This window comes from Mycobacterium sp. IDUB_37 (genome assembly GCF_055419245.1).
In genome coordinates this window covers 100,141-127,071 of the sequence record NZ_JBVAXG010000014.1, presented here as the reverse complement: position 1 = coordinate 127,071, position 26,931 = coordinate 100,141, and the positions used below count along the sequence as shown (strand labels likewise).

Sequence of the window (26,931 nt, the reverse complement as noted above, 5' to 3'; positions counted from 1 at the left end):
AATGACCACGTTCTTGAACAATCTGGCGCCGGTAGCGAAGGCGGTCGAGGGTGCTGCCCAGGCCGCGGGAGCGGCCGCGAGCAAAGTCGGCAGCGTAGCCGGGGCGCTCGGTCGATCGGTTCCGATCGGCGGTCTTTCGGTGCCGGTCAGTTGGACGTCGGCGAATGGCACGGCGACGCCGGCGGTGACCGTCAGCAACGTCACCGCGGTTCCGGCAGCGGCGGAAGGCGTTGTCGCCGGCAACACTCCGGCGGCCCCGCCTTTCGGCCAGTTCTTCAATGCGGGCAACGGTCGCAAGACTCCGACCTACGGGCACAGATTGACGTTCATGACGCGACCGCCGGCCGCCGGCTAGCAACCGGCGTTCACGCGTGCCTGCTAGGGTCGCTTGCTAATGCCCGAAATCGATCGTCGCCGCTTGCTGTTGATGACGGGGCTGATGACCGGGGCGGCCGCCCTGGCTGCGGCTCCCCTACCAGAGGCCGGTGCGCACCCAGCCCGGAATCCTGCGCCACCGCCACTGGCTCCGGGTGGAGGGACCTACATCTTCCACGATGAGTTCGACGGAGCAGCGGGTTCCGCCCCCGACCCGGCGAAGTGGACGGTGTCGAAAGCGCGCGAAACGATCAAAGACCCGACGTACTGGGAGTTGCCCGAACACGTCGGCCAGTATCGCGACGACCGACAGAACGTGTTCATCGACGGCAACTCCAACCTCGTCATCCGCGCCGCGAAAGACGGGCCCACCTACTACGGCGGAAAGATCTTCAGCCCGTGGCAGGGCGGCATCGGCCATACGTGGGAAGCCCGCATCAAATTCGACTGCCTGACGCCGGGCGCCTGGCCCGCCTGGTGGTTGTCCAGCGACGCCCAGGGCGAAATCGACATCATCGAGTGGTATGGCAATGGCAAGTGGCCGTCGGCGACCACCGTGCATGCGAAGGCCAACGGTTCGGAATGGAAGACCCACAACATCGCCCTGGACAGCGCGTGGCACACCTGGCGAGTGCAGTGGGATGACGCTGGAATGCGCTTCTGGCAGGACTACGCCGACGGCGCGCAACCGTATTTCACCATCCCAGCCAATTCGCTCCCGGATTGGCCTTTCAACAACCCCGGCTACCAGGTGTTCCCGATCTTCAATCTTGCGGTAGCGGGTTCAGGTGGCGGCGACCCGGGACCGGGTACCTACCCGGCCCAGATGCTCGTCGACTACATCCGCGTCTGGTAGTCCCCGCCCGAGTCCATGGACGTCGGCACTCTGATCACCCGATACTCCCGTCGGTTCTGCCGATTGCACGCCAGCGGGCACTCGGTGTCTTCGCCGTTGGGTGCCTGGATGATCCTGGCTCTGGTGGCGCCGCTGGCACAGGGCGCCGACCGCCGGGAACTGGAGAACGTCCTCGGCGTCGATGCGAAGCAGGCACGACGGGCGCTCGACGAACTGTGCACTGATCCGCCCGACGTCGTCCGGGCCGCGCTGGCCGTGTGGGGCGTGCAGGATTGGCCCGGCCAACTGCCTGCGGAGGTTCAGACGGGACCGATACCCACTCAGGCGCAGGCTGATCGGTGGGCCCGCGACCACACCGACGGCATGGTCGACCGATTCCCCGTTGACGTATCCGGGATGACGCTGGTTCTGGCCAGCGCACTCGCGACTCGAATCGCCTGGTTGCGGCCGTACGAGGTCACCGATGCCGGCCAGTTGAGGTCGGCGTGGAGTTCGCGGGTCGGCCAGGCATTGACGCTCGGTCACGCCGACGGGTTTCTCACCGACACCGCCAGGCTGGGCACGGTCGGGGTGCATACCGCTGTCGGTGACGATTCGCTGCGGGTGACGTCGGTGATCGCGGGCCAGGATGCGACCTGTGAAGAGGTCCTGGCCGCCGCCCACGACATCGCGCGGCGAGAAGCCACGAATTCGGCCGTGCGCCGCCGGGATCTGTCGGATCTGCCGGCTGGCGACGCAGAGTTTTGGACGATCACCGAGGACCGCAGGCCAGGTGGAGACCAGGTACGAGTCGTCCTGCCGGCGTGGCAGGCGTCATCCGACCACGAACTGACTGCTGATCCCGCGCTGGGCTTCGCTGCGGCCGGTCGCACCCTCGACGCAGCACTAGACCTGCAAGACCTACAAGGTCTGCAGGCCCGACAGTCCGCGGTCGCGCGCTACGGGCAGTGGGGTTTCGAGGCGGCGGCAGTCACGGCGGTTGCCCAGCGCAGCGCCATGCCGTCGACCGCGAGATCCCGCACCGCGACGTTGCGGTTCGGCCATCCCTATGCCGTCATCGCCGTCACCGGCGGGCGGCGACGACGCGATCCCTGGGCCGGGGTGCCGGTGTTCGCCGCCTGGGTGGGTGAACCTGCCGAAGTCGCGTCGATTTCCGCGGGTTAGAACCGGCCGGTCATTCGCCCGGCTTTTGCCGCCATTCGTTGATCTTGCGACCGAACGAGTCCGCTGCGCTGGTGGCAGCCCGCCCTACACCGTCGACGATTCCGCCGAGCCCGTCGCGGATTCCCTTGATCAACGGGTCCTCGGATTGGTCGAAGCCGTCCTTATAGTGGCGGGCAGCCTCGCCGAGATCGTCGGCGAATGACGCGCTGTCGTCATCGACTCGACGTGGGTAATCGCCGGACAGGACCTTGGCGTATCCACCGGTGTCCACCCACCGGGTCAGTGAGGCGGCCCGCAGCACGGAGAACGGGTGTGTCTGCAACTCCAAGTTCAACAGTTTGAGCACGCCGTCGCGCATGTCGCCGGATTTCTCATACTCTCGGGCCTGGGCCAAAAACGCCTGGGAATCCAGCTTGTCCAGTCGGCTCCCACCGGCGAGCTTCATCTCGACGCGGATCGCGGCGTCCAGGTCCTGGCTGCACAGGAGTCCGGCGCGGTCACCAGACAGTTCCGATTTGCGCTGCCATTCCAACAGGGCCGCGACGATCGCGCGCAAGGCCCAGCCGCCGATCGGCATGAACCCGAAGGATCCCGCCAACCGCATCAAATGCATCATCATCGTGCGGTAGACCGCATGGCCGGACAGCGCGTGGCCCAGTTCGTGGCCGACGACGAATCGCAACTCGTCGTGCGACATCAGGTCGTACAAACCAGACGTGATCACGATGAACGGCTGTTCCATCCCGATTGTGTACGCGTTCGCGATGGGCGACTGCGTCACGAAGAGCTCGGGCTTGACCGGCGAGTCCAGGACATCCACGCATTCATCCAGCAGCGCGTCGAGGTCGGCGAACTGGCGGGGCCCCACCCGCGCGCCACTGGCCAGGTACAGCAGCCGGTGTTGCCGTTCGCGCAGCATGCCAGACAGCAGTTTCAGGATCTGATCGAAACCCTTCAGCCGACGCAGTGCCGATAGGGCGGTCCGGTCGGCGGGGTGCTCCCACGCCCGCGAGCTGATCCCCGGAAATGCGGCCCGCGTTGCGGCAGGTGTTTGCGACATGGCACTCCCCTTTGTGTCTCGATCAGAATAAGGGAGCGCTACGCGGCAAATTCCGCAGCAAAGTCTCGCTCAGATCGGCGAGCGTTTGGAGCGGGTGGTCCGGTTATCGCTGGTCGGACGGCTGCAAATAAATCTGAGAACGTCAGGCCGGTGCGTTGACGATGCGGTACCGCCGGACGGGGTGATGTTCGGATCCGGTGCTCCCACCCATCGCGGCAGCACGTTGGCTCGCCTTGAAGGCGGGATGCCGGTGCATAGATTCTTGGAGTTGACTCTCCTGCTGCTGAGCAGCAGTCCACAGCGGGTGAGACTGCAAATAAATTACATTTGCCTCTGATTCACTGGTCACGATTGTCAACTCCTCTCGAGAACCCATACTTCAAACCACAACCGTGTGATTTTCGAGCTTCGTTTTCCAGGATGCCCAGCAAAGCTGTGATCTAACCGTGGCTGAAGATGAGAATTGGCCGTGAATTTGAGACCAAGCCCTTACCTGCGACGGGTAGGCGTCCGGAGCGCAAATTGCTCTGCTCGATGGGGCCGAATCCTGGCATTTCGCGCTCACTGAGCCAGGAGTGCAACCGCACTCCACGGCCGCCCGCCGGGATGCCGCGGATCTGGTTGAGGCAGGCGGGCGGCCAGGCGTAGCGGTAGCGGTAGGCGACGGAACCGGTGTGCAGCGCTAAGCAGGGATTCAGCGTCGGCCACCCGCCAGCCGAGGTCTTCGAAGTAGGCCAACCCGTTCTCTGGTGCGAATACGAACGGCGCATTCTGCAACAAGCCGGCCATTTTCTTGTTCATCATTTTCTTCAGGCCCGGCCCGGCGAAATCCAGCATCCACCAGGAGACTGCTGGGCGCTTGATCGCCGCCGAAAGCGCCGCGACGTCGGGTTCCTTCAGATACATCAGTAGACCCTCGGTCAGCACCAGGGCCTTTTCGGCTCCGTCGAGCGCCGCGTCCAGGAAGGGGTCGCGCGCCCCTGCATCCGCCAGATCGACCGCGGTACGGGTCAGTCGGCACCGTGGGGTCTGGTCAGCGAGCAACCGCGTCTTCTCCGCGAGCAATTCCGGCAGGTCAGCCTCTATCCAGGTGAAATCGGCGGGCAGATCGAGTCGGTACGGACGGGTGTCCAGGCCGGCGGCGAGGTTCAACACCCGGTCGCAGCCGTCGGCGATCGCATCAACGATCGCGTCATCGATGATTTTGGTGCGCGCGAGAAGCCACCAACCGTTGCGTGTGCTCCGCGGTACGCGGGCGACGATCGCACGGCCCTGTTCGCCCGCGAGTCGCTCGGCGAGTGGGTCGCTGAACAGAGCGTCAGGGCGCGCCGATTCGGTCGCACGATGCAATGCCGTCCATCGGGCGGTATCGGAAACGTGGGTGATGACATGGTGTTCTGACATTGGTCTGCCTGACATACCTGCGTTATAGCACTGGCCGCCGACATCGCGATCGGCGTCGATGCGCTGGTCGGGTACGGTTCGGAAATGGCCGACCGAAACCGTCGTTTTCTGCTGCACGAACGCCCCGTTGGACGCATCGGACCCAACACATTCGAACTCAGCGAACAACCGATTCCCGATATCGGTGATGGCGAGGCTCTGGTTCGCATCGATTGGATCTCCCTCGACCCGACCAACCGCGGGTGGATCAGCGATATCCCGACCTACCTGCCGCCGGTCGGCATCGGCGAGGTGATGCGAGCGGGCGGTATCGGTGAGGTTGTGGCGTCGAACACCGACAAATATCCGGTGGGTCAGATCGTGCAGGGTCTGGTCGGCTGGCAGGAGTACATCGTCGCGTCGGACACAAATCCGTTGATGCCTGTCACCGTCGCCGAAGGCGTTTCCCCCAGCGCATATATGGGCGTGCTGGGCATGACCGGGCTCACCGCTTGGATCGGTATCCGTGACATCGGAAAGCCGAAACCGGGCGAGACAGTCGTGGTCTCGGCTGCCGCGGGTGCGGTGGGTTCGGTGGCCGGCCAACTCGCGAAGGCCGACGGCGCCCGGGTCGTCGGGATCGCAGGTGGTGCAGAGAAATGCGCTCTGCTCACCGAACAGCTCGGCTTCGACGTGGCCGTCGACTACAAGGCCGCCGACTGGCGCGCGCAACTCAAGGCGGCTACACCCAAGGGCATCGATGTCGACTTCGAGAATGTCGGCGGCGAGATCATGGACTCGATCTTCGCGCGGCTGAATGTCAACGCCCGCGTCGCCCTTTGCGGCCTGATCTCGGGCTACAACGACGCCGATCCGCCGCCCGGTCCGCGTGCATTCGGAAACTTGCTCATTCAGCGCGCGACGGTGCAGGGGTTCATTGTGCTGGACCACTTCGGCCGCGCACCCGAAGCGATCAGCGAAATTGCCGGCTTGATAGGCGAAGGAAAGATCACGCCGTTGGAGACCGTCGTCGAGGGCTTCGAGCAGCTGCCGACCGCGATCAACATGCTGTTCGACGGTAAGAACGTCGGCAAGCTGATGGTAAAGGTCAACCCCTAGCCGGCCGCCTGCCTGTCCACCGGTTCGGCCAGGTACCCGTTGACGAAGTCGTGCAACGCGGGGGTCAGGTCTGACACGTTCGAGCCTTGCAGCTTGGCCAGCAGGATAAGCCCCTGGTAGTGGGCGAAAAGCGCATGCGCCATGCGGTCTGGGTCGACGTCATCGCGCAACACCTTGTCACTGACGGCGTCGCGGCAGACCCTGGCAAGTTGCGCTTCCAGTGCAGCCAACCGCCCGGCGAGGTGGACGCGTACGGATTCGTCGGTGGTTGACAGCTCGGCAGCCAGGTTGCCGAAAGGGCAACCGACGAAGCGCCCGAAGTGTCGATACAGCTCTGCGTGGATTCCGCCGATCGCGTCGGGAATCGCGCAGAGTTGCTCGGCAGGTGTGGCGACCGGTGTGCTGCTCAATTGCGCTTGAAACACCCGCATGTGCCAGTCGATAACCGCCTTCGCCAGGTCGGCTTTCGAAGCGAAGTAGTGGTAGAAGCTGCCTTTGCGCACGTCAGCGGCCGCGCAAAGCTCTTCGACTCCCACCGCGTGATAACTGCGTTCGAGGAACAGCCGGGCCGCGGTCGACACGATGCGATCCCGCGCGTCCGAAGTCCGTGGCACCCACTCAGGTTATTGGATAGTTGACTGGTCGGTCAACAATCCACTACATTACTTCTCTAACCGATGCCACACCCCACTATCGATCGGAGATGGCAGCGATGAGTTCGAGCACCCGCGAGGTCTTTCGCACGCCCGACGCTCGTTTCGAGAACCTTCCGGGTTACAGCTTTGCGCCGAACTACATCGAGGTCGATGGGCTGCGAATGCACTATCTCGACGAGGGACCACGCGACGGGTCGCCGATCGTGTGCTTCCACGGCGAGCCGAGTTGGGCGTACCTGTACCGCAAGATGCTGCCGCCGCTGGTCACGGCCGGACATCGGGTCATCGTGCCCGATTACGCCGGCTTCGGGCGCTCCGACAAGCCCACTGATCGTCGCTGGTACACCTTCGATCGCCACAGTGAATTCGTCGGCAATGTGCTCGGTGCCCTGGACCTCAACGGTGCCACCGTCGTTGTTCAGGACTGGGGTGGTCCGATCGGACTGCGCTGGGCAGTGGACAACGCGGCGCGGGTGGACGCGCTGATGGTGATGAATACCGGCTTGTTCACCGGCCGGGTGTCCAAGGGCTTCCTGGCCTGGCGGGACTTCGCGGAGAAGAACCCAGACCTTCCGGTCGGCTTCGTAATACAAGGCGCCACCACGACGCAACTGTCTGATGAGGTAGTCGCCGCCTACGACGCGCCCTTCCCCACTGCCGAGTCAAAGGCAGGTGCCGCCCAATTCCCGCTGCTCGTCCCGACAACCGAAGACGCGCCCGGTGCGGCGCAGATGAAGGCGATCTCTGACGAGCTGTCCCGATGGAACAAGCCTGCACTGGTTGCGTTCTCGGACGCTGATCCGGTCTTCCCCTACCCCCGGTCTGGCGATCTGTTCTGCGATCTGATTCCCACGGCGGGCGAACAGGTGCGGATCGAGGGCGCCGCGCACTTCCTGCAGGAAGACCGCGGTGAGCAACTCGCCGACGTGCTGCTCGCCAAACTCCCGGTCACAGCCTCATGACCACAAGCACCGCCGAATAGTCTCGCGGGTCGACGCGGACCGGCACTTCGGCGCCGACCGCGACGTGTGGCACCGTCGCGAGCTCGACAGCCACCCGCCTGGTGGCGCGGTAGCTGTCCCGGTCGGGTAGCTGCACGTCCAGATGCAATTCGTGCCAGGTGCCCAAGGTGGTGGTCGCGACGTTCTCCCGGATAGCGACGATCGTGGCAACGCCCGGCAGACCGACGCGCATGAGCCGTTCCCGTTCGGTGCTGAGCGCGCTGAGCTCGGCGAAACTGTCGACAGCCTGTTGCTTGTCCCCGCGGGTGACCCGCTGTCCCGCACTGGCCTTTCTCACCCGTTCGAACCAGCCCATGGGATCAGGCTACGACCGAGCGGCTCAACGGCTGCGCCGAGTAGCGTTTGCGCAATGTTCCGCATGACCGTTCAGGACGTCTTCACCATTAGTGGCCGGGGAGCCGTGGCCACCGGCCAGGTGGAGTACGGCGAATTGAACGTCGGAGATGAGGTACGGATCAACAATGGGGACAGGCTGCGCGTCGACGGCATCGAAGTGCTGCGGAAGAAGGTTCGGACTGCGGGCCTCGGCGACAACGTCGGCATTCTTTTATCGAAGGTCGGAACAGACGAACTGACCGCAGGTGATGTCATCACCTCCGCAACCGGATTCCTGGCTTAGCGCAAGCGCTGAAATGTCGAATGAGGTAACCCCCGCCAACGCCGCGGCCCCCCGCTTGCATCGCGAGCTGTCGAATCGGCAAATTCAGTTGATCGCAATCGGGGGCGCGATCGGCACCGGGCTATTCATGGGTTCCGGGCGGACGATTGCCCAAGCCGGTCCGGCCGTGGTGGTGGTGTACGCGATCATCGGTTTCTTCGTCTTCTTCGTGCTGCGGGCAATGGGCGAACTGTTGCTGTCGAATCTGAACTACAAATCATTCGTGGATTTCGCCGCGGACCTGTTGGGACCCGCGGCGGGTTTCTTCATCGGTTGGTCGTACTGGTTTGCCTGGGTTGTCACCGGCATCGCGGAAGTGGTGGCAATCGTCGGTTACTGCAGGTTCTGGTGGCCCGGCGTCGCGGTCTGGATCCCGGCAGTGGTGACGGTTGCGCTGGTGCTGGCCTTCAACCTGTTCAGCGTGCGCAACTTCGGCGAGATCGAGTTCTGGTTCGCGCTGATCAAGCTCGCCGCGATCCTGGGGCTGATCGTGCTGGGTGTGATCCTGGTGGCCACCGGGTTCGTTTCGCCCTACGGGGACCGGGCAACCGTGCAGAACCTGTGGAACGACGGCGGGTTCTTCGCCAACGGCTTCATGGGTGTAGTTGGCGGATTCCAGATCGCGTTCTTCGCCTTCGTCGGGGTGGAGCTCGTCGGCACCGCTGCGGCCGAGACCGCGGACCCCCGTCGTACCCTCCCCCGCGCCATCAATGCCGTGCCGTTGCGGGTGGCAATCTTCTACCTCGGCGCGCTGTTGGCGATCCTGGGCGTCGTGCCCTGGCGGCATATCGCCAGTGGCGAGTCCCCGTTTGTGACGATGTTCGCGCTGGCCGGGCTCGGTGCCGCGGCGTCGATCGTGAACTTCGTCGTGATCACCTCGGCGGCCTCGTCGGCGAACTCAGGTGTCTTCTCCACGGGCCGAATGCTTTTCGGTCTCGGCGATGAGGGCAGTGCCCCGGCGATCTTTCGCCGGCTCAACCGTGGTGGGGTGCCCGCGGCTGCCGTGCTGTTGACGGCGCCGCTGTTGCTGCTGTCGATTCCGCTGCTGTACGCCGGCGGTTCGGTGATCGGCGTCTTCACCGTGATCACGACGGTCGCCGCGCTGCTCTTCATGTTCGTGTGGACGATGATCGTGGTCAGCTACCTCGTCTACCGCCGCCGGCACGCCCCGCGGCATGCCGCCTCATACTACAAAATGCCCGGTGGAGTGGTGATGTGCTGGGCGGTCCTCGCTTTCTTCCTGTTCGTGATCTGGACGCTGTCGACGGCACCGGACACCGCCATCGCGATGGCATGGTTCCCGGCGTGGTTCCTGGTCCTGGCGGCCGGTTGGTTGATCGTTCGACGCCGACCAGGCCGCGCCGAGCAGTACCGCACGTTTCAGGCTGAGATGAATCGACAGCAGAACGGGAACGACGATGAGCCAGATCATCGAGGAGTTTCGGACTAACGGTGGCAAGGTCGGCGGCCCCTTAGGCGCTACATCGAACTCCGGCGGATCCAAGACGCGTAGTTGGGATCGGTAGCCGGACGGCGAGTCTCTACTTAGTGCAACGACGACGCCACCGAGGCGGCGCGCCACGAAAGGAAGACCTCGCATGAACATCGTCCCCGCCAGCATCGAACAGCAGATCAACCGCGTCGAACGGCAGCGGAGCCTCTGGATCGGTATCAGCCTGGCAGTTGTCGCCGTCGGGTCCCTGTTCCGACTGTTCTGGATGCTGTACGTCGCGATGACGTTCGGCTGGTTCGCCGGCGCGATGGCCTTCAACGTCGTGTTCACGCTCGTCATCGGTGCGGCCGCCGCCGTCGGTGCGATCGGGTTCCTGAACCGCTACCAGAAGGGCGCTGAATCCGACCGGATCTGATGCCCGAATTGATGCCTTCGGATGGGTCCGAACCTGAAAATGGTTCGGACCCATTCCTTTTGGGTCTGCCGCGTCAGCGGTTGGCAATCCGCTTCAGCGTGCTGTCGAACAACGCATCGAACGTTTGTTGGTGGCCGTTGCTGGCCGTACCGGTCAGGACCAACCCGGAGGCGCGCGCATAGGAGTAGTAGTCGGTCCGCGTCTCGTCGGCGGGGTCGACGCCGATGGTTGTGGTGACCGAGTACCGGAGCCGCTGCGGGGCTGCGCCGGCGTGCGAGTCCTCCAAGACCCGGACCGTGTAACTGCCGGCTGCGATACTGGTGAATTGCAGGCACTTCGATACCAGTCCGGTGAATCTCTCAAACCCGGCCGGATCGAATTCGCGGCCGATCATCCGACGAACATCCCTGCGGGCAGCCACATCTGGTGCACCCGCCCGGTCGTGCGCGAACACCTCAGCCGCATCGAAGGCGCCGATGGAGGCCACCCCGATCGCCGAGAAGCACTCGACCGGAGTGATGCCGAGCACCTCATCGCTCACGTGATACCTGAAGTAGCCGAACGTGTCCGAGAGTTCTTTGATGTCACTGACGGTCCAGGAGGTCGGGAAGTCGGTGGATTTCGGCAGCAACTCGGACAACTGCTGATCGTTGAGCGCAGCGAGTTTCGGCGCGAGTGGCGTCGCGTCTGAATGTCGGAAAGCTTTGACTGCGGTGGGTCCCATCACCAGAACGGCGGCGGTGGCGATCGCACAGAGCGCGGCCGCAATCAGCCACGGGATCCGTGATTTATGCGGCAGAGTCGTACTACTCATAGTGCGCGCAGCCTTTGCAGTGAGCGGGCGGCAACCTGCTTCGCCTGGTCGAGTTCGGCACCCTCGAGGTAGATGGTGCATTCCAGCAGGACGCCGCGCACCGCGTAGTAGCTGACCTGGTACGTCGAGGCCGGATCGCGACTGGCGATGGGTGCGAACTTCCGGGTCACCGTGACGGCGGCATCGGCGCCGTCGGCCGACCGCGCCTCGACCGTCGTGGTGACATCGCGCCGGTTCTTCACGTCTCCGTCGAGAAAGCGGTTGGTGACGCGATAGCTGCCGCGCTGGTTCAACCAGGTCAGGTAATTCGCCACCTGGGCCGGCCCGTCCGGAACGACCCAGATCGCGAACCGTGCATTGGGGCCGTGCTCGTGCGATTCGCCGGTGGCCGCCGCGTCCGCCGGCGGCGCATCCTGGACGAACAACTGGGCGTAGCGGTCGACGTGAACGAAGGCGGCCAGGGTGGCACCCGAGTGATCGAGAATTCTGGGCAGGCTCCCACAACTGGCCGGGTCGTAAACGGCTGCGGCCGGTCCGGGACTCAGCGCGGCTGCGACTGTACTGGTTGCGGGTGGGGCGGGGCCGTTGTAATCGTCCGGTCAGTAAGTAACCCCAGTCCTGCGGGAAGTCGGCGCTCTTGGGCAACGCGGTGGCCAGAGTCCAATCCCATTCGCGCTCCTCACCACGGGTCGGCTGGTGCGACATCCGCATTGCCACCGGGGTAGTCGGCGTAACAATAACGCGGTAGTCGCGCCGGAAAGCCGACCGACACAGTCGCTTCGCCCTGTTCAGTTGAGCGCTGAAGCCGGCGTTCGCGACGACGAGCCTGGCAGTGCCGCAACGGCTACGCTCGCGGAATGTGGTTACGCCGTCTCGCGCCACCGGTCCGCGCTGCGTCGGCGGCCATCGCCGCGATGTCGGTATTCGGGACCGGTTCGTGCGCAGCGCCACAGCAGGCTGCCCAGGGCGCATCCAGCGTGGCGAGTACGGCTGCGTCACAACCGAAGTCACCCTCCTGCGAGACGCTCAACATCCCCTACGAAACCAAGTTGACGGACCAACACGTTCGCTGCGAACTTTCGATCAAAAACCTGACGCTCGAGGTCTCCAGCGACCCCCCCTGGTCGTTCAGCCTGCGAGATCAAGGGACGGTCATTCAGCAATTCAGCGAGCTCACCGACCAGGTCGGCGAAACCGGCGTAGCGCCAGTGCTCAAGGACATCGATCAAAGCGGCAGTCCGGTGTTGCTGGTGGTCAACGGACGCGGCGGGACCGGCGGCGAACCGATGGCGGTATGGCGGCTGACCGGCTCGCCGCCGCGTTTCGTGCGGGCCGGTGAACTGTTCGGCTTTCGCCGCTTCTATCGAACGGCCGAGGGGTTCTTCGGCAACTATGCGCACTCCAGCGCGGTCGCAGGCACTGTGACGCTGTACCGGTGGGTGGACGACAAATTGGTCACTGTCGCGGTGCTGGACATGCAGGTGGCCGAGGCTCCGGTCGCAGGCGACGGCCGCGGTTGGGTCCACACTGGCGACGTCCTGTGCGCGCTCAACGAGGACGACGATCCGCCGGGCGCACTGGCGCAGCGCACCGCGGCGCTTCGGGCAGCCGGTACAGATCCAGCGACCGCTGAGCAGCGGTTGTGCTCACAGCCCTGGGTGGCTTCCATCTATCAGTGAAATGCGGTGCTGCCATGCCGATGATCGATCTGACGTTCGTGCGGGGTTCACTGACCTACGACGCGGTGCACACGTTGGCCGATGAACTGGTCGCGGTGCTGCTGCGGGCCGAACGGGCGCCGGACACCGCGTTCATGCGCGACAACACGTGGGTCTACCTGCATGAGATCGACCCTGCCGCGCAGCTGGTGGGTGGTCATCCGGGCGGCCAGCCCCGGTTTCGGGTCGATATGACGGTGTTCGACGGTGCGATGTCGAAAGAACTCAAGGAGCAACTGGTCGCCCAGGTGCACACCGCGGTTTGCGCGGCCGCGGACATCGACCCGGCCGGCCCGCGCGCGTATCACGTATGGATATTGATTCACGAAGTGCCCGAGGGGAATTGGGCGGGAGCCGGCAGGATCATCTACCGTCAGCAGGTAAAGGGGCTGACCAACCCCGATTGAGGAGGTATCAGGTTGTCGGGACTGCAGGGCCGCGTCGCGGTGGTGACCGGGGGTGCGTCAGGAATCGGCGAAGCCATCTGCCATGAGCTTGGCCGACGCGGCCACCACGTTGGCGTGCTCGACATCAACGGCGACGCCGCGCGGCGCGTCGCTGCCGACCTGGGCGCGGCGGGTGTCACCGCGGTGGGTGTTGAGGTGGATGTCAGCGACCGCCCCGGCGTCGAAGCGGCTTTCGCCGTCGTTCGAGAAGAACTCGGTCCGGTCGCCATTTTGGTGACGAGCGCCGGAAAGGCCGCGTTCTCGCGATTTGCCGACATCACCGTCGAGTCGTGGAACGAAATCATCGACATCAACCTGACCGGCACATTTCACAGTTGTCAGGTCGCGTTGCCGGACATGGTTGCCGGCGGGTGGGGCCGGATTGTGATGATCTCGTCGTCGAGTGCGCAACGTGGTGTGGCCCGGATGGCGCACTACGCCGCAGCCAAGGGTGCCGTCATCACGTTGACCAAATCACTGGCCAACGAGTACGCGCCGAAAGGGATCACCGTCAACAACGTTCCGCCTTCGAGCATCGACACCCCGATGTCGCGACAGTCGCAGGGTGACGGCAAGCTCGGCACACCCGAGGAACTGGCCAAGCGAATTCCGGTGGGCCGCATGGGATCATCAGAAGACATCGCCGCTGCGGTGGGTTTCCTGTGCTCCGAGGAGGCGGGCTATATCACCGGTCAGGTGCTCGGTGTCAACGGCGGACAGGTGATGTGACTTCAGGGATTCTTGACCGCGCTGATCGCCGCTTGAACCGCTGAAAAGCATTCACTTGCAGCAGGTTCCGGCCCCATGCCTACGTAGAAGCTGCCGACCCGCTCGCCCGGGAAGCCGGTGATTGTGAACCCGGGTGCATCATTGGCGGCGGGATTGAATTTGGCGCCCAAACCAGTTCCGGTTGCGACCGACGCTTGACTCAACGGCAGCGAAAGCACAGCGGTACCCCGCTTCGCGCCGTCGATGACCACCAACAACTGGGTAGGGTGCAAAACCACGACCGTGGTGTGCTCGTCGTCGGGATCGGCCGGATTTGCCCGGCGCCGCAACAATTTTCCGAGTCCCGCACTGGCCGGCGGGTTCTGGCTCTGGGTCAGCCAGAGGCGGACGTTGTCCAAATCGATCTGGCGGGACGCGGCATGCTCGGCCAACTTGCCGCGCATCCGGTCCGGCAAGTGGTCGATTTGCGCGGACTGGGTGTGGCGCACGTACATCGGCATGACTGAAATCTTGGCATGGTGGTTTCGGGCCTGTTCACCTCGATACACCTGGCGTAGCGTCCCGGGCATGGTCGATGGGATCCAATTCGTCGAAGCGAACGGGCTGCGCTTCGCGTACCTGGAAGAGGGCTCCGGCCCCTTGCTGCTGATGCTGCACGGATTCCCGGACACCGCCCACACCTGGGACGACCTGTCTCCACGAATCGCGGCCAAGGGATACCGCGTGGTCAGTCCGTTCATGCGTGGGTACCACCCAACGGCGATCCCGGATCGAGACCCTGATCAGGAGACCTTGGCGCGCGACCCGCTGGCGTTGATCGAAGCGCTGGGCGCTCAGGACGCCATCTTGGTCGGCCACGATTGGGGAGCGTCGGCCGCCTACGGCGCGGCTGCACTCGGTCCAGACCGCGTAACGAAGCTGTTCGTGATCGGAATTCCACACCCGGCCGCGCTCAAGCCGACGTTGAAGAAGGTCTGGGGTGTGCGGCATTTCGCGGCGTACAAGCTACCCGGTGCTCCGAACCGATTCGCGCGCAACGATTTCGCCGCGCTCCCGGCGATCTACCGGCGTTGGTCGCCAACCTGGAACCCCGATCCGAGTGAATTCGACGCCGTCCGAGCGAGCTTCGCCAACTCGGCGAGCCTGAACGCGGCTTTCGGCTATTACAGAAAGCTCTCCCCCATTCCCTCGGCATCGCTGAAGGCTCGAATCGCGGTGCCCACCGTCGTCTTTGCCGGGCTTGACGACCCAATCGCATATCCCGCCGACTACCGGTTCGCCGCCCGGATGTTCAAGAAGGAGTACACCGTCGAGGAGGTCCCTGGTGGGCACTTCATGCACCGCGAACACCCAGAAGTGTTCGCCGAGCGCCTGCTGAGCTACCTGTGATCGCTAGGAACTGACCAGCTCGGGATGAAATTTGGCCGCCATCCGGCGTAGTCCGTCGTGCCAGTCGACCGTGCTGCCGCCGCCGACGAGTTCGTGCAGCCGGGCCACGTCGACGGGGTTGCCGCGCAACGCCTGTGCACTCTCGTTGAACTCCGGTTCCCGGCCGACCAGCGTGCCGAGGTACTCGCACCATTCCTGAAGGCTGACCATCTGGTCGCCGGCCCAGTTGACCGTCGTTGCCGGAACCGACGCCACCTCAAGCAGTTTCGGAATCGTCGCGATGATGTCGTCCTGGTGGATCGGGTTGTAGAGGGCCGGTTCGCCCGGCGGTACCGGAATCGGGACGCCGCCCAGCATCATCTCCATGTGGTAGAACGGCCACCCGCCGTTGTCGCCGTAGGGGACGTTGAGGCGCGCGATGGTGGTGGGCACGCCCAGCGCCCGCGCCATCGTCCGCGCCACCGTTTCGCCGGCGATCTTGGAGATCGAGTAGGTGGGGAACAACGGCTTGTGGTTATCGCCCAAAGCGGTGCGCTCGGTGCGCAATTCGTCATCGGGCGGGTCGTAGACCGCTGCCGACGAGCAGTGCAGGAAGGCCTGTGCACCGCGACAGTGCGCCATCAGCAGGCCGACCGACTCCGCGTTGGCGGCCAGATCCTTGTCCCAACGCCCGCTCTTGGCCACCGCCAGGTTGAGGACGTAGTCGAAGTCGGACGGCAGGCTGGTGAAATCCCCGGCGGCCAGGTTGACTGCTTCGCACCGCACGCCGGCCTGCTCCAGGACGGTCCGTGTCGCGGTGTCGGTGAACCGGGCAATGCCCCAAACTTCGTTGTCGGCCGCCAGCGCCAGGGCAACTGGGGTGGCGACTTGGCCCGTCGCCCCGGTGATCAGGATCTTCGCGTCGCGCATGGGCTGATGGTAATCCGTGCCGCACCGGACGCCTCGCCGTGCCTGGCGCTGGCCAACTGACCCGCGCACGAGTTTTGCGCATTCTGCTCATCGGTCGTGATGGTGTCCCTCCATGCCCACCAGGGCTCGCATCGACTTGCGGCTCGCCAGCCGGATACTGCTGCTGCAACTCGTGCTGATCACGCTGACGCTGATCGTCGCGTTCGTGCTTTTCGCCGAGTTCAATCGGCACCGCCTCGACTTGCAAACCGGCGTCCACGCAACGGATGTCGCTGAAGTGGTCGCCTCTTCCAATACCGTGCTCACCAACATCGGGCGCTATGACGACAGTGGATTCTCGGCATCGCCCGCGGTCGTGGACGAGCTCGCGACCGGTCCATTGCAGACGGTTGCTTCCCGCGTTCAGCAGCGCACGCACGTGCTGTTCGTCGTCATCACCAACGCGCAGGGCATCAGGCTCGCACATCCCCATCGCGACGAGTTGGGCCGCAGGGTGAGTACCGATCCGGCGCGGGCGCTGGCCGGACACGATCAGGTAGTCCATCAATCCGGCATTTTCTACGCCGCATCGGAAACGAGCCAGGCTGCACCGACGCTGGCGACGGTAGGCCAGCGGATCGTCGTGCTGTCGGCGCGAAAAGTGCAGCGCAATGGGCGACAGTTGGGCACCGTACTGGTGGTGCGCGACCGGACCGACGTCGAGTCACTCACCCGACAACTCGACGCGGTGCAGGTGATGAGTACCGCGTTGCGTGCACAGCGTCACGAATTCGCCAACCGTTTGCACTTGCTCAACGGACTGTTGCACACCGGCCATGTCGAGGAGGGACTGCAGTATTTGGAGGAGTTGCTCGGCTCGGGTCCGTTGGGGTCGGCGATCGCGGGAATCGACTCCATCCGCGACGCCCACTTGCAGGCGTTCCTGGCGGCCAAGGCCGCGGCGGCGCGTAAGGTCGGTGTGACATTGACGATCGGCGAGAACACCTGGGTGTCGGGCACTCTCGAGGTACCGGTCGACGTCACCACCGTGGTGGGCAATCTGATCGACAACGCGATCGATGCGGCGCGAACCAGCGAGAAGCCCGACAAGAAGGTGGAAATCGAACTGCTGCAACAGGGTTCGACACTGCACGTCACAGTGGCCGACAGCGGTGATGGAGTGGCGCCCGATTTTGTCGATCAGCTCTTCACCGAGGGCGCGACGACGAAATCGGACTCCGGGATCCCCGGCGGACGCGGCATCGGGCTTGCGTTGTCCTGGCAGATCAGCCACGCCCTCGGCGGTGACCATCGGCTGTCGAATGCGGATAATCCGGCTGCGCAACGAGGGCTGACCGGTGCGGAATTCATCGCCGTGTTGCCGGACGTGATGACTGAGGAGGAGCAATGGGTGGCTCAGACCTGACCGTGCTGGTGGTTGACGACGACTTTCGCGTCGCCAATATGCATGCCGGGATCGTCGATGCGCTGCCGGGTTTCACCGTGGTGGCGTCGGCGAACACACTTGCGGCCGCGCGCGAGGCCGTTCGCCGATCACCAGGCGTCGACCTCGCGCTCGTCGACGTGTACCTGCCCGACGGTTCCGGCGTCGACTTGGTCCGCGAACTGCGTGGCGACAGTTTGGTTCTGACGGCGGCCACCGAGGCGGAGACCATTCGTGCGGCCATGGCAGCGGGCGCCCTGAGTTATCTGGTCAAGCCGTTCGCAACCACCGAACTTGCCGCTCGGCTGTCCGGTTATGCCCGCTACCGCAAGATTCTGTCCGGCCCGAACCTCGGCGCGGCCGATGTGAACGCGGCTCTGGATGCGCTGCGTCCGCGAATGGTCCCTGCTGAGTCGCCGACGATCGTTGCCTCTCCCACCAAAAAGCTGGTGGTACAGGCATTGCACTCAGCACCGGCACCGATGTCGGCGGCGGAAGTCGCGGCTGTGATCGGCATCTCCCGAGCAACCGCTCAACGGTATCTGGCGACTTTGGCCACCACCGGTGAGGTCACCGTCGGATTGCGGTACGGAACCACGGGCCGACCCGAACAGGAGTTCGCCGCGAACAGCAGGTCACGGCCGCGCTAACCCGCCCCTGCAACCGCCATTTTCTGGCTTTATGCCGAGCGGCCATTATTGGTCTCTGCATTACAGAATTTGTGGCTAGCGGTGGTATTGAACAGTGCGACCAGGGCCGGACGTCGGAAGCGCACTGAATACCAGCGCGTTGCCGCCGACTCGTCCAAGTCGATATAGGACTGCGCGATTTGTACCAATGCGTCACCGGCGCGCATGAGTTCGGCCTGAGCCGCCTTGTTCAGCGCCAGCAGTGCGGAGGCTTCGTGCTGGAAAGCCTCCACAGCCTGCATGGATACCTCGTCGGCACCGGCCGGGGCCAACCCCGTCAGCGACACCGATGCCCGCTTGCCGGCCTCCAGGCTGCTGATACCGATCTGGACTACCTGTGCAGCGATGTCAGCTGCCACCGGATGAAATGTAATTTCGCGCATTTGCACACTCCTGTTGCTGTGCAGTGCCGAATTTCCTCCGCGATGCGAAAGTCGGCGACACTGCCGTGCAAACTGCGTTGTTTGGTGAGAGCGAACCTATGGCGCTGTGACCGTGGTGTCGCGCTTATGGTCGATAGTCGGAATAAGCGACGATTTCGCGGTTTTGCGCATTCTGCTCAGGCCGGGCGCGCGCGGGTGGGGGGCCATGCTGTCCGAAGTGAAAAAAGGTGCCTCTCGACCTGCATTGGAGACCTTAGAATTGAAGTGCGACGCGGTCGTGGACTCCTCGGTTCGGGTTGCGCACAAACACACAGGAGCAGTACGCAGATGGCAATGGATTCCATGTCCCACGATCCGGCCGCCGGCGACATCGGGTCGCAGTTGGTCGATATCGGCAGCCAGGGCATCAACGCCGGTTCGACGGCTGGAATGTCGATGTTGAGCAGTCTGCTGCCTGCCGGCGGCGAAGAGGTCTCGGCGCAGGCCGTGTTGGCCTTTGCTCAGGAGGCTGCGACCATGCTGGCTTCGAACACGGCCGCTCAAGAAGAACTGATGCGGACCGGCAGCGCGTTGACCGATATCGCCCGCATGTACGGGGAGTCCGACAACAACGCGGCCGTCGCCTTGGCGTTCAGTGCCTCGCCCATGTCGCGTCTGGCATCGGGGGGCGGACCCGCCGGTGCCGCGGCGTTGGGCGCCGCGGCCCTGCAAAGCGAATTGGGTGCTGCTGCCGGCAATCCACTCCTTGCCGGCCTGGCCGAAGCGCCGGCATCGCAGCTGGCTTCGACGGCCGCCAGCGCCGGGTCGTCGGCGATGAGTGGCGGTGCCCCGCTGAGCAGCGGGATGGGAGCCGGCGCGTCGGCAGGCGGTGCGTCCAAAGCGGGTCTGGCGTCGGCCACGTCCCCGTCGGACGACCAGGACGATCGTCAGCGCGAAGACCAGGATGAGCAAGCCCGCGAGCAGCTGCTCTGACACGAATTCTATTGCGCTAGTTTGGTATTGAGCTGATTCTGGCAGTCGCGTAGCGTAAACCGGTTGCAGTCTTCGGTGTGCCCGCCGAAACGTTCGACTGCTTAAAGAAGATCGACAAGTCGCTGACCGTCATTCGGTCGAGTTGGGCGCGGTCTCCTACGCTAACGCTGATACTCGACGTGAAGGAGCGATTGGTGAGCGACGACAACGACATGGCCGGCATCCTGGGCAGATGAAAGTGCCCGAACGGATGGTCGGCAGCCAAGCGCTCCGCGACTTTCTGCAAATCTATGTCGACGACCAAGATGCCATCGCGAACAATCCGGAACGTCTCAAGCAACTCAACGAGCTGCTCATCCCGTCGCAACTGGAAGTCATCAACGCCCTTGGAACAATGGAAGAGGCTGCCGTGGGCAGCGCGAGCACTTCCGCGCCGGGATCGAAAAGAGGGGCCGTCGGCGGCGGTGGTTCTGAGGCCTCGCGAAGACTGATCCTGCGTCGTCGTACCGTGAGGTGTGCGATGGATCGTCGACGGTATGAACGTGATCGGAAGTCGCCCCGACGGCTGGTGGAAAGACCGGCAGGGGGCGATGGTCGCTCTGGTGCAACGCCTTGACGAATGGTCTCGCGCTGCCGGTGAAGCGGCTGAAGATGCTGAACACGATCACGTGACGGTGGTGTTCGAACGTCCGCCGGTAACGCCCATCTTCTCGTCGGTGGTTGAAGTGGCACACGCGCCCAAGGCGGGTGCCAATTCGGCCGATGACGAGATCGTTCGTTTGGTGCAAGCCGATACCCAGCGCGGCGAAATCCAGGTTGTCACATCCGATAAGGGGCTGACAGAACGGATTCGGAGCCTGGGTGCATCGGTGTACCGGGCCGAAGGGTTCCGGGATCTCATCGACCCGCGCAACGTTAGACGCGGAGGCCACCATGGCGAATGAGCAGACATCCAGCCGGCTGTGTGCACTCGCCGGAATCGACATCCCGATCATCCAAGCGCCGATGACCTACATTGCCCGCGCGCAATTGGCCGCCGCGGTCTCGAACGCTGGTGCACTCGGCATTATCGAGACCACCTCCGAGGAAGGTCGCGCCGATCTGCACCGGGTGCACGATCTCACCGACCGGCCAGTCGGGGCCAACATCGCGCTACTCTTCAACCGGAACCCCACGATGGTGGACCTGTTGGTGGACAACGATATTCGCTTCGTCACCACCTCGGCCGGCGATCCTTCGCTGTTCACCGCCCGACTGCGCGATGCGGGCATCACCGTGTTCCATGTGGTCGGTACCCTGGCCGCCGCCAGGAAAGCTGTCGACGCCGGCGTGGACGGTCTTGTCGTCGAGGGTGTCGAAGGTGGCGGATTCAAGAATCGGTTCGGCGCCTCGACCATGGTTCTGCTGCCGTTGGTCGCAGCGCATGTCGACGTACCGATCGTGGCCGCGGGCGGAATTTGCGACGCCCGATCGATGGCCGCGGCACTCGTCCTCGGAGCCGACGGGGTTCAGATGGGCACCCGTCTGCTTGCGTCGGCGGATTCACCGGTGCACAGCAACCTCAAACAAGCCGTGGTCCGCGCCGACGAGACATCCACCGTGCTGCTCCCCCTGGACGGCAGACGGATGATGCGGGTAATCCGGACGCCGGCCGCCGACAAGCTGGATGCCTCAGCATCTTTCGAGGAGGGCGGGGCCGCATTGCAACGTGTCCAGCGGCTTTACTTCGAGGGCGACATGGATGCCAGCGTCGCCAATACCGGTCAGGTCGCCGGCCGCATCGAGGATCTTCCCCCGGCCGCCGACATCATCGCCGGCATGTGGGCGGGGTGTCGGCAGGTGCTGGCGGCGACCGCCGAAAGGCTGGCCGGCGGCGCCTAGCTCGGTTGAGACTCGACGTCGTAAAGCACCGTCTCGCCCTCGACCTTGAGGATCTTCATGTGCGCGACGTACGGCTTGCCTTTTGGGCCGGTGATGTGACAGTCGAACTGCTGACCCACTGTGGTTTCTACGCCTGACGGGCAGAGGAAGCAGGCGAAAATAGCGTTGTAAAAGCGCTTGACAACTTGTGCGAATTGTACAATTTATCCAACACGTGTTTAGAAGAAATGGCCCTAGGATTTATATAGTTCACGTATTGAAATACTGAAAAAAAATATCAGAAAATCCCGGACGGCTATTCCCACTGGCCGCTTACGCCGATAACATTTCGGCATCGCAACAGCGTCTCGGGGGCGGGATGGAGTAGTCGATGACCGACAAGAACCGGACCCTCGTCGTGCGGGCGGTGTTGGGCGTAGTGATGACAATCGCGGGTGGCTGCATGCTGGCGGGCTGCCCACTCAGTCAAGCGCCACCGCTCAATCTCCGTGCCGGCGACACGGTGGCCGTGCACGCCAACCACTGACTGGTGTGCGGCCGAGCCGACCGTTTATTCGAATTTCTCGCGTGAGCTACTCGCCGAGCGCGGCCAGCGCAGCGTCGTAGTCAGGTTCCTGAGCGATCTCAGGCACCAGTTCGGTGTAGGCGACATTGCCGTCGGCGCCGATCACCACAATCGCGCGGGCCAGCAGGCCGGCGAACGGGCCTTCGGCGATCGTGACGCCGTAGTCCTCGCCGAAGCTGTCCCGGAACGCCGATGCCGTCGTGACGTTCTCGGTACCCTCGGCGCCGCAGAATCGCTTCTGCGCGAACGGCAGGTCCTTGGATACGCACACGACAGAGGCACCGCTGGCGCCGACTCGCTCGTTGAAGGTCTTTATGCTCTTCGCGCACACGGGCGTGTCCACTGACGGAAAGATGTTCAGCAACAACGCCTTGCCGTTGAACTGGTCGTTGCTGACCGGTCCCAGGTCGCCGCCGGTGAGGGCGAAGGCAGGGGCCGGAGATCCGACGGCGGGCAGGTCGCCGACGGTGTTGATCGCATTTCCGCGCAAGGTTATCTGTGCCATAGGGACCAGTCTGCCAAGGCGACGGTTTCTGTCGTTGATCAGGTCCCGTGTCCTGATTCGTGGGGTGCGTGGCGTAGACGACAGCTCCGTGGGTGGCGAACACTGTCTACATGCCTCGCAAAGTAGTCCGGAAGGTGGTGATAGTCGGCTTTTCCGGCGTACAGGCGCTCGACCTGGTGGGACCCTACGAGGTTTTCACCGGTGCATCGCTGCTGACCGGCGGAGGCTACGACGTGGTCGTTGCCGCCCCCGACGGGCAACCCGTCACCACAGCGACCGGTCTGGCCTTCACATCGGTTCCACTTCCTGATCCACGCACCCGGATCGACACTGTGGTCCTGCCCGGCGGAGGCGGCGTCGACGCCGCCCGAACCGACTCCGCGTTGATGGACTGGATCAGGGCGACATCGCGGTCCGCGCGCCGCATTGTCACCGTTTGTACCGGCGCGTTCCTGGCGGCCGAAGCCGGGTTATTGGACGGCCACCGAGCCACTACGCACTGGGCGTTCGCAGACCGATTGGCCGATGAATTCCCGAACATCGAGGTCGATCCCGATCCGATTTTCATCCAGAGTTCCGAGCGAATCTGGACCGCGGCGGGCGTCACGTCAGGGATCGATCTGGCGTTGTCGCTGGTCGAAGACGACCACGGCACCGAGGTCGCCCAAACCGTGGCCCGATGGCTCGTGCTCTATTTGCGCCGCCCAGGTGGGCAGACTCAGTTCGCTGCGCCGGTCTGGATGCCGAGGGCCAAGCGGACCTCGATCCGTGACGTCCAGGAGGCAATCGAAGCCAAGCCGGGCGGCGCACACAGCATTGACGACCTCGCCCGTCGTGCCGCAATGAGCCCCCGGCATTTCACCCGGGTATTCACCGAGGAGGTCGGCGAGGCGCCTGGCCAATACGTAGAGCGCATTCGCACCGAAGCCGCACGACGGCAATTGGAAGAGACCGACGACACCGTTGTTGCCATTGCTTCCCGCTGCGGGTTCGGCACCGCGGAAACCATGCGGCGCAACTTCATCCGTCGTGTCGGAATACCGCCAGATCAATACCGCAAGGCATTCGCCTGAGTTAAAAGGAGTTCAGCTATGACCCAAATCGCTTTCGTTGCCTACCCAGGGTTCACCGCTCTGGACATGATCGGTCCGTACGAGGTGTTGCGCCAGTTGCCCGACGCCGACGTGCGATTCGTCTGGCACGAAGCCGGGCCGATCACCGCAGACTCCGGCGTGCTGGTGCTGGGTGCAACTCACTCACTGGCCGAAACACCCTCGCCTGACGTCATTCTCGTGCCTGGCGGGCCGTCCACTCCGGTACACGCGCGCGATGAGAAACTGCTCGACTGGCTGCGCCAGGCCCACCAGACCGCTGGCTGGACCACGTCGGTGTGTTCGGGATCAGTGATCCTCGCGGCCGCAGGTTTGCTCAAGGACAAGCGCGCCACGTCGCACTGGATCGCGCTGCCGGCGCTGAAGGTCTTCGGCGTCACCCCGGTCAGTGACGAGCGAATAGTGCACCAGGACAACGTCATTACCAGCGCCGGAGTGTCTGCGGGGCTGGACCTCGCGCTGTGGCTGGCCGGGCAATTGGGCGGGGAAAGTCGAGCGAAGGCGATCCAACTGGCGATCGAGTACGACCCGCAGCCACCATTCGACTCCGGGCACATGTCAAAAGCATCGGCTGCCACGAAAGCCGCCGCGACTGCGCTGCTTTCGAAGGACAGCGCCAAGCCCGCCAACCTCAAGGCCGCGACCTTGCTCGCCTGGGACCAGGCACTCGGCGCCGTCCGCTCCCGTCGGCGGAAGCGGTCGCCGCTCAAGGTCTAGCAGGTCTAGGTCGACGGTTTCGGCTCGGGGAACTTCGTCGAAGCGAACCGGCCACCGGCCTCCAACCAGGCTCCCACCACACCGGGTGCGTCGCGGTTCGGGTTGTAGATGTCCTCCTCGCTGGAGAACAGTCCGTCGCCGGCGTAGACCAGTCGCGTCCAGTTCGGGAACCAGAACGGTTCCCCGTTCGGGTCGGTCGGATGGTCGAGCAGGTTCTTGATCATGATGACCACAGCGTCGTTGTCTTCGTCGTAAGCGGTCCAGTCCCACGGAAATCGCATGTGCGGGAATGGTGCCATAACCGCGACGATCCATTCCCGCACCTCCTCGCGACCGTGGAACACCCCGTAGTGATGCTCGGTGTAGACGACATCTTCGGTGAACAGGTCAGCGAAAGGACTCCAGTCGCCCGACGAAGTACATTCCTCGACGACGGTCGTATAGTTCCTGACTGCCTGCTCGATCTCGGCTTTGGTGAACTTGCCCATAACGGACAGACTAGAACGTGTTCCAGGTAGCGGTCACCGTCTGAAGGAGTTTTGCAAATGAGCGTGCTGGACCAGTTCAACTTGCACGGCAAGACGGCATTGGTGACAGGCGCGTCGAGCGGCATCGGTAAGAAGGTAGCGCTGGCCTACGTGGAGGCCGGCGCCCAGGTAGCACTTGCCGCAAGGCAATTGGACAATCTTACGGCGCTGGCCGACGAGATTACCGCGGCCGGCGGCAAAGCCGTGGCGATTGCCTGCGACGTGACCCAGCAGGATCAGGTAAACGCCATGGTGGACCGGGTGACGGCCGAGCTCGGTGGCATCGACATCGCGGTGTGCAATGCGGGTGTCGTGTCGGACATCCCGTTTCTCGATTTGTCGCTGGAAGAGTTCGAGCGTATCCAGAGCACCAACGTGACCGGTGTCTTCTTGACCGCCCAGGCCGCCGCCAAGGCGATGGTGCAACAGCAGCGCGGCGGGTCCATCATCACCACCGCGTCGATGTCGGGCCACATCATCAACATCCCGCAGCGGGTGGGCCATTACTGCACCTCAAAGGCCGCGGTCATTCACCTGACCAAGGCGATGGCGGTGGAGTTGGCGCCGCAGAACATCCGGGTGAACAGCATCAGCCCGGGCTATATCCTCACCGAACTCGTGGAACCTCTCGCCGAGTACCACCGGCTGTGGGAGCCGAAAATTCCGATGGGACGCATCGGCCGGCCCGAAGAACTCACTGGCCTGTTCGTCTATTTGGCCAGTTCGGCATCCAGCTACATGACGGGTTCCGACCTGGTGATCGACGGTGGCTACACCCTCCCCTGAGCCGGGTGAGGCTCGCTTCGATTGCGCGGTCTGCGGGGGACCGGCCGGCCGCGTCAAGTTCGTGACTCCCGCCGATGCGGTGGACGAGGATTCGCGGCCGGCTGTGCAGGCGCTGGCCGAGTTCGACGTTATGCAGCGGCCAGAGCAGCAAGGCGCGCTATTGGTGGAGACCTTCTTCGGTGCCGCCACCCAGAGCATTTCGGGCGAGAGCATCAAGTGGATGACTTACGCGATCGTGGACTCAGATGCCGCGGCGCTGTATCGAATGAGCTACTCCTACGCGCCTTTTCACTGTCCGGAGTGTGCGGCGTCGTACTGCGGCGAGCACTGGAAGTGGCGGGAATTCGACAGCGTCCCGTTCGAGGGCATCGAAGGCACTTGCCCGAACGGGCACTTCCACGTGCTGTCCTACTGAACCAGGCAGGGCCGGCCGAAATGCGTTCGCACGCCTGGTGAGAAGAGTGCGCGCAGACGATCCCCAGCGGGCTGTACCCCGGCCCCATCCACCAGTTCGTCGTGCAATTCGACGATCTCGGCCGCGTGTAGTGGCCATTCCTCGTGTTCGTTCGGCACCCACCAGGTCCGGCCGGCCTTGCGGGTGTGTGCACCCCAGCGCGCGGTGAGCCACACCTCGAGTGGTGTCGGCTCGATTTCCGCACCGACGTTGACCGTCACCAAACTGCGCAATCCGCGTTGCGGCCAGCGCCGCACACTGTGGTAGGTGATCCGGTTGCCGGACCGCGTCATTCGCATCTTCGCCCAGGTATAGGGGACGCCGAGGCCAACCCGGGTTACAGGCACGACTGCCAGACGGGCTGTCTCCAACGAGCGGAACAGCACTCCGTGACGTCCCGCGTCGTCGACCGAATACAGCCGCACATTCGTCTCGTGGAACGTGCCGAAATACGGAAGCGGCAGTACCGCACCCAGTTTGGTGCTGGTCATAGTGAACGGAACCAAACCGACATACGTCATGCCGTCGGCGAAGACATCCGGGCGGGTGCCCGGCGGATATATGTGCGCGATGCTTTCCGGCGCGACCGGCCAGTGCAGGAATGTCAGCTCGTCCCAGCGCTGGTCGAAGGTGACCGGACGGGGCAACTGCGGCGGCGTGACGGGATACCCCGCCAGCTCCGGACTGCGACTGGGTTCGTCAGACGGTCCCGGTAACGCGGGTCCGGGTGTGGCGGTCATCCGAACATCCT

Annotated in this window: 36 protein-coding genes; 23 read left to right on the top strand and 13 right to left on the bottom strand. The window is 64.0% G+C overall.

All coding sequences use genetic code 11. From position 1 onward, the window contains the following. Position 1 precedes the first annotated feature (1 nt). The 3 genes from ACZY1I_RS30435 to ACZY1I_RS30425 all read left to right on the top strand — a co-directional run bounded on the left by ACZY1I_RS30435 (position 2) and on the right by ACZY1I_RS30425 (position 2,395). Positions 2–355, top strand: coding sequence for a PE/PPE C-terminal domain-containing protein (locus tag ACZY1I_RS30435; protein ID WP_463761251.1), 354 nt, complete (start codon positions 2–4; stop codon positions 353–355). Between the two features lie 39 nt (positions 356–394). Next, positions 395–1,231 (top strand): glycoside hydrolase family 16 protein, encoded by an 837-nt coding sequence (locus ACZY1I_RS30430; protein ID WP_463761169.1) that lies wholly within the window; start codon positions 395–397, stop codon positions 1,229–1,231. 84 nt (positions 1,232–1,315) lie between these two features. After that, entirely contained in the window at positions 1,316–2,395 is a 1,080-nt protein-coding gene (locus ACZY1I_RS30425; protein WP_463761165.1) for a hypothetical protein, read from the top strand. 10 nt (positions 2,396–2,405) lie between these two features. Here ACZY1I_RS30425 and ACZY1I_RS30420 read toward each other — a convergent pair whose 3' ends face one another. Together ACZY1I_RS30420 and ACZY1I_RS30415 are read right to left on the bottom strand one after the other, a co-directional pair. After that, positions 2,406–3,455 (bottom strand): M48 family metallopeptidase, encoded by a 1,050-nt coding sequence (locus tag ACZY1I_RS30420; RefSeq protein ID WP_463761163.1) that lies wholly within the window; start codon positions 3,453–3,455, stop codon positions 2,406–2,408. A 561-nt stretch (positions 3,456–4,016) separates the two neighbouring features. Beyond that, a complete protein-coding gene (locus tag ACZY1I_RS30415; RefSeq protein ID WP_463761162.1) occupies positions 4,017–4,859 on the bottom strand; it encodes a class I SAM-dependent methyltransferase in 843 nt (280 codons plus the stop codon). An 84-nt stretch (positions 4,860–4,943) separates the two neighbouring features. Between ACZY1I_RS30415 and ACZY1I_RS30410 the strand changes: the two genes are divergently transcribed. Continuing rightward, positions 4,944–5,957 (top strand): NADP-dependent oxidoreductase, encoded by a 1,014-nt coding sequence (locus ACZY1I_RS30410; protein ID WP_463761160.1) that lies wholly within the window; start codon positions 4,944–4,946, stop codon positions 5,955–5,957. Here the strand turns inward: ACZY1I_RS30410 and ACZY1I_RS30405 are convergent. Then, the gene (locus ACZY1I_RS30405; RefSeq protein WP_463761158.1) at positions 5,954–6,571 is read right to left on the bottom strand and encodes a TetR/AcrR family transcriptional regulator; all 618 of its coding nucleotides are present in this window, start codon (positions 6,569–6,571) and stop codon (positions 5,954–5,956) included. The two genes, ACZY1I_RS30410 and ACZY1I_RS30405, sit on opposite strands and share 4 nt — an antisense overlap. Before the next feature lie 98 nt (positions 6,572–6,669). Here ACZY1I_RS30405 and ACZY1I_RS30400 point away from each other — a divergent pair, with 98 nt between their 5' ends. Continuing rightward, positions 6,670–7,575, top strand: coding sequence for a haloalkane dehalogenase (locus tag ACZY1I_RS30400; RefSeq protein ID WP_463761157.1), 906 nt, complete (start codon positions 6,670–6,672; stop codon positions 7,573–7,575). Here the strand turns inward: ACZY1I_RS30400 and ACZY1I_RS30395 are convergent. Beyond that, positions 7,562–7,930, bottom strand: coding sequence for a hypothetical protein (locus ACZY1I_RS30395; protein ID WP_463761156.1), 369 nt, complete (start codon positions 7,928–7,930; stop codon positions 7,562–7,564). The two genes, ACZY1I_RS30400 and ACZY1I_RS30395, sit on opposite strands and share 14 nt — an antisense overlap. A 54-nt stretch (positions 7,931–7,984) precedes the next feature. Between ACZY1I_RS30395 and ACZY1I_RS30390 the strand changes: the two genes are divergently transcribed. The 3 genes from ACZY1I_RS30390 to ACZY1I_RS30380 all read left to right on the top strand — a co-directional run bounded on the left by ACZY1I_RS30390 (position 7,985) and on the right by ACZY1I_RS30380 (position 10,161). Continuing rightward, positions 7,985–8,254, top strand: coding sequence for an EF-Tu/IF-2/RF-3 family GTPase (locus ACZY1I_RS30390; RefSeq protein WP_463761153.1), 270 nt, complete (start codon positions 7,985–7,987; stop codon positions 8,252–8,254). Positions 8,255–8,267: 13 nt separating this feature from the next. Further along, positions 8,268–9,743: an amino acid permease gene (locus ACZY1I_RS30385; protein WP_463761152.1), complete on the top strand. Its 1,476-nt coding sequence runs from the start codon at positions 8,268–8,270 to the stop codon at positions 9,741–9,743. A 148-nt stretch (positions 9,744–9,891) separates the two neighbouring features. Continuing rightward, a complete protein-coding gene (locus tag ACZY1I_RS30380) occupies positions 9,892–10,161 on the top strand; it encodes a hypothetical protein (protein WP_463761150.1) in 270 nt (89 codons plus the stop codon). 73 nt (positions 10,162–10,234) lie between these two features. Here ACZY1I_RS30380 and ACZY1I_RS30375 read toward each other — a convergent pair whose 3' ends face one another. Further along, positions 10,235–10,975, bottom strand: a complete 741-nt coding sequence (locus tag ACZY1I_RS30375) for a hypothetical protein (RefSeq protein WP_463761149.1) — start codon at positions 10,973–10,975, stop codon at positions 10,235–10,237. Further along, positions 10,972–11,400 (bottom strand): hypothetical protein, encoded by a 429-nt coding sequence (locus tag ACZY1I_RS30370; RefSeq protein WP_463761145.1) that lies wholly within the window; start codon positions 11,398–11,400, stop codon positions 10,972–10,974. The genes ACZY1I_RS30375 and ACZY1I_RS30370 overlap by 4 nt, the downstream gene beginning before the upstream one ends. A 432-nt stretch (positions 11,401–11,832) precedes the next feature. On the opposite strand from ACZY1I_RS30370, the gene ACZY1I_RS30365 reads away from it, so the two are divergent. From ACZY1I_RS30365 to ACZY1I_RS30355, 3 genes are read left to right on the top strand one after another with little or no spacing between them, the layout of a single operon-like run. Beyond that, positions 11,833–12,654 carry a hypothetical protein gene (locus ACZY1I_RS30365; RefSeq protein ID WP_463761142.1) on the top strand — a complete coding sequence of 274 codons (822 nt, stop codon included), beginning with the start codon at positions 11,833–11,835 and terminating at the stop codon, positions 12,652–12,654. A gap of 14 nt (positions 12,655–12,668) precedes the next feature. Continuing rightward, a complete protein-coding gene (locus ACZY1I_RS30360; RefSeq protein ID WP_463761139.1) occupies positions 12,669–13,100 on the top strand; it encodes a tautomerase family protein in 432 nt (143 codons plus the stop codon). 21 nt (positions 13,101–13,121) lie between these two features. After that, positions 13,122–13,868 (top strand): SDR family NAD(P)-dependent oxidoreductase, encoded by a 747-nt coding sequence (locus ACZY1I_RS30355; RefSeq protein WP_463761250.1) that lies wholly within the window; start codon positions 13,122–13,124, stop codon positions 13,866–13,868. 2 nt (positions 13,869–13,870) lie between these two features. Here ACZY1I_RS30355 and ACZY1I_RS30350 read toward each other — a convergent pair whose 3' ends face one another. Continuing rightward, positions 13,871–14,368 carry a hypothetical protein gene (locus ACZY1I_RS30350; protein WP_463761137.1) on the bottom strand — a complete coding sequence of 166 codons (498 nt, stop codon included), beginning with the start codon at positions 14,366–14,368 and terminating at the stop codon, positions 13,871–13,873. Positions 14,369–14,435: 67 nt separating this feature from the next. Here ACZY1I_RS30350 and ACZY1I_RS30345 point away from each other — a divergent pair, with 67 nt between their 5' ends. Then, positions 14,436–15,257 (top strand): alpha/beta fold hydrolase, encoded by an 822-nt coding sequence (locus tag ACZY1I_RS30345; RefSeq protein ID WP_463761134.1) that lies wholly within the window; start codon positions 14,436–14,438, stop codon positions 15,255–15,257. A gap of 3 nt (positions 15,258–15,260) precedes the next feature. Here ACZY1I_RS30345 and ACZY1I_RS30340 read toward each other — a convergent pair whose 3' ends face one another. Then, complete coding sequence (locus ACZY1I_RS30340; protein ID WP_463761130.1) at positions 15,261–16,166, bottom strand: NAD-dependent epimerase/dehydratase family protein; 906 nt, start codon at positions 16,164–16,166, stop codon at positions 15,261–15,263. Between the two features lie 112 nt (positions 16,167–16,278). Here ACZY1I_RS30340 and ACZY1I_RS30335 point away from each other — a divergent pair, with 112 nt between their 5' ends. Then, positions 16,279–17,571, top strand: a complete 1,293-nt coding sequence (locus ACZY1I_RS30335) for a sensor histidine kinase (protein ID WP_463761127.1) — start codon at positions 16,279–16,281, stop codon at positions 17,569–17,571. Beyond that, positions 17,553–18,239 carry a response regulator gene (locus ACZY1I_RS30330; RefSeq protein ID WP_463761125.1) on the top strand — a complete coding sequence of 229 codons (687 nt, stop codon included), beginning with the start codon at positions 17,553–17,555 and terminating at the stop codon, positions 18,237–18,239. Before ACZY1I_RS30335 ends, ACZY1I_RS30330 begins: the two co-directional genes overlap by 19 nt. 29 nt (positions 18,240–18,268) lie before the next feature. Here ACZY1I_RS30330 and ACZY1I_RS30325 read toward each other — a convergent pair whose 3' ends face one another. After that, entirely contained in the window at positions 18,269–18,637 is a 369-nt protein-coding gene (locus ACZY1I_RS30325; RefSeq protein ID WP_463761123.1) for a PE family protein, read from the bottom strand. A 357-nt stretch (positions 18,638–18,994) separates the two neighbouring features. Between ACZY1I_RS30325 and ACZY1I_RS30320 the strand changes: the two genes are divergently transcribed. The 4 genes from ACZY1I_RS30320 to ACZY1I_RS30305 all read left to right on the top strand — a co-directional run bounded on the left by ACZY1I_RS30320 (position 18,995) and on the right by ACZY1I_RS30305 (position 21,514). Next, positions 18,995–19,633, top strand: coding sequence for a PE domain-containing protein (locus ACZY1I_RS30320; protein WP_463761121.1), 639 nt, complete (start codon positions 18,995–18,997; stop codon positions 19,631–19,633). A gap of 232 nt (positions 19,634–19,865) precedes the next feature. After that, complete coding sequence (locus tag ACZY1I_RS30315; protein ID WP_463761257.1) at positions 19,866–20,249, top strand: hypothetical protein; 384 nt, start codon at positions 19,866–19,868, stop codon at positions 20,247–20,249. Further along, entirely contained in the window at positions 20,149–20,577 is a 429-nt protein-coding gene (locus ACZY1I_RS30310) for an NYN domain-containing protein (protein WP_463761119.1), read from the top strand. Before ACZY1I_RS30315 ends, ACZY1I_RS30310 begins: the two co-directional genes overlap by 101 nt. Then, positions 20,567–21,514 carry an NAD(P)H-dependent flavin oxidoreductase gene (locus ACZY1I_RS30305; protein ID WP_463761115.1) on the top strand — a complete coding sequence of 316 codons (948 nt, stop codon included), beginning with the start codon at positions 20,567–20,569 and terminating at the stop codon, positions 21,512–21,514. Before ACZY1I_RS30310 ends, ACZY1I_RS30305 begins: the two co-directional genes overlap by 11 nt. Here the strand turns inward: ACZY1I_RS30305 and ACZY1I_RS30300 are convergent. Next, positions 21,511–21,633: a hypothetical protein gene (locus ACZY1I_RS30300; protein WP_463761112.1), complete on the bottom strand. Its 123-nt coding sequence runs from the start codon at positions 21,631–21,633 to the stop codon at positions 21,511–21,513. The two genes, ACZY1I_RS30305 and ACZY1I_RS30300, sit on opposite strands and share 4 nt — an antisense overlap. Positions 21,634–21,884: 251 nt before the next feature. Between ACZY1I_RS30300 and ACZY1I_RS30295 the strand changes: the two genes are divergently transcribed. After that, positions 21,885–22,040 carry a hypothetical protein gene (locus ACZY1I_RS30295; RefSeq protein WP_463761109.1) on the top strand — a complete coding sequence of 52 codons (156 nt, stop codon included), beginning with the start codon at positions 21,885–21,887 and terminating at the stop codon, positions 22,038–22,040. Positions 22,041–22,086: 46 nt separating this feature from the next. On the opposite strand, the gene tpx is transcribed toward ACZY1I_RS30295, so the two are convergent. Further along, positions 22,087–22,584: a thiol peroxidase gene (gene tpx / locus ACZY1I_RS30290; protein WP_463761108.1), complete on the bottom strand. Its 498-nt coding sequence runs from the start codon at positions 22,582–22,584 to the stop codon at positions 22,087–22,089. Between the two features lie 110 nt (positions 22,585–22,694). Between tpx and ACZY1I_RS30285 the strand changes: the two genes are divergently transcribed. Together ACZY1I_RS30285 and ACZY1I_RS30280 are read left to right on the top strand one after the other, a co-directional pair. After that, a complete protein-coding gene (locus ACZY1I_RS30285) occupies positions 22,695–23,657 on the top strand; it encodes a GlxA family transcriptional regulator (protein WP_463761107.1) in 963 nt (320 codons plus the stop codon). A gap of 18 nt (positions 23,658–23,675) precedes the next feature. Beyond that, the gene (locus ACZY1I_RS30280) at positions 23,676–24,413 is read left to right on the top strand and encodes a DJ-1/PfpI family protein (protein ID WP_463761106.1); all 738 of its coding nucleotides are present in this window, start codon (positions 23,676–23,678) and stop codon (positions 24,411–24,413) included. A 5-nt stretch (positions 24,414–24,418) separates the two neighbouring features. Here ACZY1I_RS30280 and ACZY1I_RS30275 read toward each other — a convergent pair whose 3' ends face one another. Continuing rightward, on the bottom strand, positions 24,419–24,901 hold the full coding sequence (locus ACZY1I_RS30275; protein WP_463761104.1) for a nuclear transport factor 2 family protein: 483 nt from the start codon (positions 24,899–24,901) through the stop codon (positions 24,419–24,421). Positions 24,902–24,958: 57 nt separating this feature from the next. Between ACZY1I_RS30275 and ACZY1I_RS30270 the strand changes: the two genes are divergently transcribed. Together ACZY1I_RS30270 and ACZY1I_RS30265 are read left to right on the top strand one after the other, a co-directional pair. Next, positions 24,959–25,726, top strand: coding sequence for an SDR family oxidoreductase (locus ACZY1I_RS30270; protein ID WP_463761103.1), 768 nt, complete (start codon positions 24,959–24,961; stop codon positions 25,724–25,726). Continuing rightward, positions 25,707–26,141, top strand: a complete 435-nt coding sequence (locus tag ACZY1I_RS30265) for a hypothetical protein (RefSeq protein ID WP_463761102.1) — start codon at positions 25,707–25,709, stop codon at positions 26,139–26,141. Before ACZY1I_RS30270 ends, ACZY1I_RS30265 begins: the two co-directional genes overlap by 20 nt. On the opposite strand, the gene ACZY1I_RS30260 is transcribed toward ACZY1I_RS30265, so the two are convergent. Beyond that, positions 26,135–26,920, bottom strand: coding sequence for a YqjF family protein (locus ACZY1I_RS30260; protein WP_463761101.1), 786 nt, complete (start codon positions 26,918–26,920; stop codon positions 26,135–26,137). The two genes, ACZY1I_RS30265 and ACZY1I_RS30260, sit on opposite strands and share 7 nt — an antisense overlap. Positions 26,921–26,931 lie beyond the last annotated feature (11 nt).